Consider the following 6,289-nt stretch of genomic DNA (forward strand, 5'->3'; position numbering starts at 1 on the left):
ACGGGTATGAAACCGACCGAAAGCGCCGCCCCGGCGTCACGGCTGCACCGGCTCGTGCTGCCGGCGCTGCCCGCCGCGGCCGTCGCGATGGCCGCTTTCGCACTCGGCATCGGGGTATTCCGGGTGCTCGACGCGGGCCATGCGCTCTTTCCCGACGGCACAGTGGGCTGGTCCCTCGCCGTCCTCACCGGAATCATCGTCGGCCATCTGGTCGCCATGGGCCGGGACCGCTGGTGGGGCGGCACCGGATCCGGCTCCGCGTTAACCCTGGCCGCGCTGCTGCTGTACGGCTGGCTGCCCGCCGGGCTCGTCAGCCTCGCCGTCGTCGTCCTGGTCGGCGCCGCCCGGCGGCACCGCTGGCGGCAGGCGGCGCTGCACGGCGCGGTCGACATCCTCGGCGTCGGCGCGGCCGCCCTGACCCTCGCCGCCTTCGGCACCGTCCCCACCGTCGAGCACCCCTGGCGGCCGGCGAGCTGGGAGATGTCCGCCATCCCCCAGACGGCCCTGGCCGCCTTCGGCTATCTCGCGGTCACCCGCGCCCTCCTGTGGTACTCCCTCGCCCCGCCCGGCGCCGGACTGCCCACCCTCGCCCGCACGGCCCTGGTCCGGCAGGCCCTCGTCGGCATCGCGCTGCTCGGCATCGCCCCGCTGATCGTCGTCGTCGCCGACGAGATGCCCCTGCTGCTCCCGCTGTTCGCGGTGCCCCTGATCGCCCTCGACTCCACCCTGTGGATCGCCCGGGTGCGCGCCGAGGAGCAGCTGCGCGACCCGCTCACCGGACTCCCCAACCGCCAGTGGCTGCTCGAACGCACCTGGACCGCGCTGGACGAGTCCGAGCGGAGCGGCACCCGCTCCGCGCTCGTCCTGCTCGACCTCGACCGCTTCCGCTCGGTCAACGACACCCTGGGCCATCTCGCGGGCGACCGGCTGCTGCTCCAGATCGCGGACCGGCTGCGGGTCGCGCTGCCGCGCGGGGCGGAGGTGGCGCGGCTCGGCGGCGACGAGTTCGCGGTGCTGCTGCCCACCACCGACTCCCTGACCAGCGCCCAGCGGGCGGCCCGCAGCCTGGTCGGCGACCTCGGCTCGCCGCTGGACCTGGACGGGCTCACCCTCGTCCTCGAAGCCAGCGCCGGTGTCGCCGTCTACCCCGACCACGCGCTCGACGCCGAGGGGCTGCTGCGCCGCGCGGACGTCGCCATGTACCAGGCCAAGCGCGACCGCAGCGGCGTCGAGCTGTACGAGGCCCGGCGCGACGGCAACACGCCCGACCGGCTCGGCCTCCTCGGCGATCTGCGGCGGGCGCTGGACGCGGGCGACGTCGAGCTCCACTACCAGCCCAAGGTCGGCTTCGACGGCCATGTCGCCGGCCTGGAGGCGCTCGTCCGATGGGTGCACCCCGACCGGGGGCGCGTCCCGCCGGACGAGTTCATCTCCATGGCCGAGACCTCCGGGCTGATGCCGCGGCTGACCGAGTACGTCCTGGAGACAGCGCTCGGCCAGGTCGCCCGCTGGCGCGCCGACGGCCTCGACGTACCCGTCGCGGTCAATGTCTCGCCGCGCGATGTGCACACCCCCGGCTTCGCCGGAGCGGTCGCCGGGCGGCTGGCCCGCCACGGGGTCCCGGCGGGCGCGCTCCAGCTGGAGATCACCGAGCACGTCCTGCTGGAGGACCCGCAGCGGGCCGCCGACACGCTGGCCAGCCTCACCGGACACGGCGTGCGGATGTCCCTCGACGACTTCGGCACGGGCTACTCCTCGCTGGTCCACCTGCGGCGGCTGCCGGTGAGCGAGCTCAAGATCGACCGGTCGTTCGTGGCCCGGCTGGCCGTGGACACCGAGGACGCGGAGATCGTCCGCTGCACGGTCGACCTCGCGCATTCGCTCGGGCTGCTGGTCGTCGCGGAGGGCGTCGAGGACGACGAGACCTGGGAGCGGCTGCGGGATCTGGGGTGCGACGCGGTGCAGGGCTGGCTGGTCGCGGCGGCGATGCCGCCCGACGAGATGACGGCGTGGCTGCGCGCCCGGGGTGAGCGCGGGTGGCACCGCGAGGAGGCCACCGCGGTCACGCCCGCCACCCCGGCCCCTGCCCCGGCCCTTGCCCCTGCTCCAGCCTCTGCGCCTGCCGTCGCCCCGGCTGCCACGGCCGCCACGGCCCCGGCCGAGGAAGACGCGGACCAGCCGGTCACCTAGCCAGGGTTCTCCCCCACCCCGCCCCTCCCCGACCTGGGTCCCTGCCCCGGCCCCCGGGCCCCGTCAGGCGGGGCTCCGCCGCAGCCCCCGGGGGCAAAGCCCCTGGTCAGGGAAGGGGCCGGGTGGGGAAATGATCCGCCAGACACCGCCCCTAGGGGTTCACCCCGCCCGCACCCCTGCCGGGGATCCTTCCGCGGACCCGTCGGGCGGGAGGCCGGCCTGGGTAAGCGTTTCGCCCGCAGCGTGGCCGGAGCCATAGGATTGGGGCGAAAACTCACCACACTCACCCTGAGGATCGCTGCATGCCTGGCATCACGCGCGAGGAGGTCTCCCACCTCGCACGGCTGGCGCGTCTGGAGCTGAAGGACGAAGAGCTCGATCACTTCGCCGGACAGCTCGACGACATCATCGGCGCGGTCGCCCGCGTCTCCGAGGTCGCCGACCAAGACGTACCGCCGACCTCTCACCCGCTGCCGCTGACCAATGTCATGCGCGCGGACGTGGTCCGTCCGTCGCTGACCCCGCAGGAGGCGCTCTCCGGCGCCCCCGCCCAGGAGCAGCAGCGGTTCAAGGTGCCGCAGATCCTGGGGGAGGAGTGACCCGCATGGCTGATCTGATCAAGCTCACCGCTTCCGGCATCGCCGAGAAGATCGCCTCCGGCGACGTCACCGCCGTCGAGGTGACCGAGGCGCACCTGGCCCGTATCGAGGCCGTCGACGAGAAGGTGCACGCGTTTCTGCACGTGGACCGGGAGGGCGCGCTCGCCCAGGCCCGGGCCGTGGACGAGAAGCGCGCGCGTGGCGAGGAGCTCGGCCCGCTGGCCGGCGTTCCGCTCGCCCTGAAGGACATCTTCACCACCAAGGGGATCCCGACCACCGTCGGTTCCAAGATCCTGGATGGGTGGGTCCCGCCGTACGACGCGACGCTGGTCACCCGCCTGAAGGACGCGGACGTGGTGATCCTCGGCAAGACCAACATGGACGAGTTCGCCATGGGGTCGTCGACGGAGAACAGCGCGTTCGGGCCCACCAACAACCCCTGGGACCTCACCCGTATCCCGGGCGGCTCCGGCGGCGGCTCCTCCGCCTCGCTGGCGTCCTTCCAGGCCCCGCTCGCGATCGGGACCGACACCGGCGGCTCGATCCGCCAGCCCGCGGCCGTGACCGGCACGGTCGGCGTCAAGCCGACGTACGGCGCGGTGTCCCGGTACGGCATGGTGGCCTTCTCCTCGTCCCTGGACCAGGGCGGCCCGTGTGCCAGGACCGTGCTGGACGCGGCGCTGCTGCACGAGGCCATCGCCGGGCACGACCCGCTCGACTCCACCTCCATCGACGCCCCGGTCCCGCCGGTCGTCGAGGCCGCCCGCAACGGCAGCGTGCGCGGCATGCGCATCGGCGTGGTCAAGGAGTTCGGGGGCGAGGGCTACCAGGCCGGCGTCGTACAGCGCTTCAACGAGTCGGTGGAGCTGCTGCGCGAGCTCGGCGCCGAGGTCGTGGAGCTGTCCTGCCCGTCGTTCGACAAGGCTCTGGCCGCGTACTACCTGATCGCGCCGTCGGAGTGCTCGTCCAACCTGGCCCGCTTCGACGGCCTGCGCTACGGCCTGCGGGCCGGCGACGACGGCTCGCGCTCCGCCGAGGACGTCACCGCGCTCACCCGCGCGGCGGGCTTCGGCCCCGAGGTCAAGCGCCGGATCATGCTGGGCACCTACGCGCTCAGCTCCGGCTACTACGACGCGTACTACGGCTCCGCGCAGAAGGTCCGCACCCTGATCACCCAGGACTTCCAGCGCGCCTTCGAGCAGGTGGACGTGCTGGTCTCGCCGACCACCCCCACCACCGCCTTCCCGATCGGCGAGCGCGTCGACGACCCGATGGCGATGTACCTGGCCGACCTGTGCACCATCCCGGCGAACCTCGCGGGGAACGCGGCCATGTCGCTGCCCTGCGGCCTGGCGCCGGAGGACGGTCTGCCGGTGGGCCTTCAGATCATCGCTCCCGCCATGGCCGACGACCGGCTCTACAAGGTCGGCGCGGCGGTCGAGGCCGCGTTCGTCGACAAGTGGGGGCACCCGCTGCTTGAGGAGGCACAGTCACTGTGAGCGACGCACGCGCGGCCGCCGGGCCGCAGATGACTTCGAAAGCCGCACCTCTGCGCCGCGCGGGCGGCTGTAACATCAGCCGCTGCCGCGGCGGGGCGAACGGAGAGACACTGTGAGCGCGTTGAAGAAGGCCAAGAGCTTCAAGAAGTCCAAGCCCGGCACCTACCTGTCCATCGGCTCCGCGCTCTTCGGCGCGGTGAGCGTGGCCAAGCAGGTCAAGAAGGCACGATCCGAGAACGACAAGCTCCAGCTGGTCGACGCGGTGGTCTCGGCCGCCGCGATCGTCACCACCATCGCGCTGCTCGTCCGCGAGCTCAAGCGCATGGGCGACGACGACGTCCTGGCGGACTGAGAGGTTAGTTTTCCGTGACCGTCACTGAACTGGTGTCGTACGAGGACGCCCTCGCCGCCTACGACCCCGTCATGGGGCTCGAGGTCCACGTCGAGCTCGGCACCGCGACCAAGATGTTCTGCGGCTGTTCCACGGCGCTCGGCGCCGAGGCCAACGCGCAGACCTGCCCCACCTGTCTCGGCCTGCCCGGCTCGCTCCCGGTCGTCAACGAGACCGGCATCGAGTCCGCCATCAAGATCGGCCTCGCGCTGAACTGCGAGATCGCCGAGTGGTGCCGCTTCGCCCGGAAGAACTACTTCTATCCGGACATGCCGAAGAACTTCCAGACCTCGCAGTACGACGAGCCGATCGCCTTCAACGGCTATCTGGACGTCGAGATCGACGGCGGCGAGGTCTTCCGGGTCGAGATCGAGCGCGCCCACATGGAGGAGGACACCGGCAAGTCCACCCACGTGGGCGGCGCGACGGGCCGTATCCACGGCGCCCAGCACTCCCTCCTCGACTACAACCGGGCCGGTATCCCGCTCATCGAGATCGTCACCAAGCCGATCGAGGGGGCCGGGGACCGGGCCCCGGAGGTCGCCCGGGCGTACGTGGCCGAGCTGCGCGAGCTCATCAAGGCGCTCGGGGTCTCCGAGGCGCGCATGGAGATGGGCCAGATGCGCTGCGACGTGAACCTGTCGCTGCGGCCGCACGGCGCCGACAAGTTCGGCACCCGCTCCGAGACCAAGAACGTCAACTCGCTGCGCTCCGTCGAGCGCGCGGCCCGCTTCGAGATCCAGCGGCAGGCGGCCGTGCTCGGGGACGGCGGCACGGTCATCCAGGAGACCCGTCACTTCCACGAGGAGGACGGCTCCACGACGTCCGGCCGGATCAAGGAGGAGGCGGAGGACTACCGCTACTTCCCGGAGCCGGACCTGGTGCCCGTCGCCCCGGCGCGCGAGTGGGTGGAGCAGCTGCGGGCCGGACTGCCGGAGCTGCCGCGGGTGCGCCGCACCCGGCTGCGCGAGGAGTGGGGCATCTCGGCGCACGAGATGCAGTCCGTCCTCAACGCGGGCGCGATCGAGCTGATCACCGCCACCATCGACGCGGGCGCCGACGCGGCGTCGGCGCGCAAGTGGTGGATGGGCGAGCTGGCCCGCCGGGCCAACGAGGACGGCGTGGACCTCACGTCCCTGCCGATCACCCCGGCCCGGGTCGCGCGCGTGTGCGCCCTGGTCGCCGAGGGCTCGCTCAACGACAAGCTGGCGCGCCAGGTCATCGAGGGCGTGCTGGCGGGCGAGGGCGACCCGGACGCGGTCGTTCAGGCCCGCGGCCTGAAGGTCGTCTCGGACGAGGGCGCGCTGGGCGCGGCCGTCGACGAGGCCATCGCGGGCAACGCGGCGATCGCCGACAAGATCCGCGGCGGCAAGGTCGCGGCGGCGGGCGCGCTGGTGGGCGCGGTCATGAAGGCCACGCGCGGCCAGGCCGACGCGGCCCGCGTGCGCGAGCTGATCCTGGAGAAGCTCGGCGTCCAGGGCTGACCTCCGGACACGGCACGGCGGCGGGGGGGGGGGGTGGGGGGGCCCCCCCCCCCCCCGCTTGGGGGGCGGGGGGGGGGGCGGGGGGGCCCCCCCCGCCCGGAAGGGGGGTGGTGGGGGGGGGGGCCG

At 73.0% G+C, this 6,289-nt stretch carries 5 protein-coding genes; all 5 read left to right on the forward strand.

The window, feature by feature from the left end:
* Positions 1-6 precede the first annotated feature (6 nt).
* Positions 7-2,190 (forward strand): putative bifunctional diguanylate cyclase/phosphodiesterase, encoded by a 2,184-nt coding sequence (locus ACZ4WQ_RS20815; protein WP_385344408.1) that lies wholly within the window; start codon positions 7-9, stop codon positions 2,188-2,190.
* A gap of 302 nt (positions 2,191-2,492) precedes the next feature.
* Positions 2,493-2,789: an Asp-tRNA(Asn)/Glu-tRNA(Gln) amidotransferase subunit GatC gene (gene gatC, locus ACZ4WQ_RS20820; RefSeq protein WP_311730303.1), complete on the forward strand. Its 297-nt coding sequence runs from the start codon at positions 2,493-2,495 to the stop codon at positions 2,787-2,789.
* A 5-nt stretch (positions 2,790-2,794) separates the two neighbouring features.
* Complete coding sequence (gene gatA, locus ACZ4WQ_RS20825) at positions 2,795-4,288, forward strand: Asp-tRNA(Asn)/Glu-tRNA(Gln) amidotransferase subunit GatA (protein ID WP_385344412.1); 1,494 nt, start codon at positions 2,795-2,797, stop codon at positions 4,286-4,288.
* A 112-nt stretch (positions 4,289-4,400) separates the two neighbouring features.
* The gene (locus ACZ4WQ_RS20830; protein ID WP_311730301.1) at positions 4,401-4,640 is read left to right on the forward strand and encodes a hypothetical protein; all 240 of its coding nucleotides are present in this window, start codon (positions 4,401-4,403) and stop codon (positions 4,638-4,640) included.
* A 14-nt stretch (positions 4,641-4,654) separates the two neighbouring features.
* Positions 4,655-6,163: an Asp-tRNA(Asn)/Glu-tRNA(Gln) amidotransferase subunit GatB gene (gene gatB / locus ACZ4WQ_RS20835; protein ID WP_311730300.1), complete on the forward strand. Its 1,509-nt coding sequence runs from the start codon at positions 4,655-4,657 to the stop codon at positions 6,161-6,163.
* Positions 6,164-6,289: the final 126 nt, after the last annotated feature.

The organism is Streptomyces sp. NPDC028305 (assembly GCF_055569495.1).

What these genes read in the sequence shown, in the direction of transcription:
- ACZ4WQ_RS20815 (WP_385344408.1), top strand. Translation starts at nt 7, where the DNA reads ATGAAACCGACCGAAAGCGCCGCCCCGGCGTCACGGCTGCACCGGCTC.
- gatC (WP_311730303.1), top strand. Translation starts at nt 2,493, where the DNA reads ATGCCTGGCATCACGCGCGAGGAGGTCTCCCACCTCGCACGGCTGGCG.
- gatA (WP_385344412.1), top strand. Translation starts at nt 2,795, where the DNA reads ATGGCTGATCTGATCAAGCTCACCGCTTCCGGCATCGCCGAGAAGATC.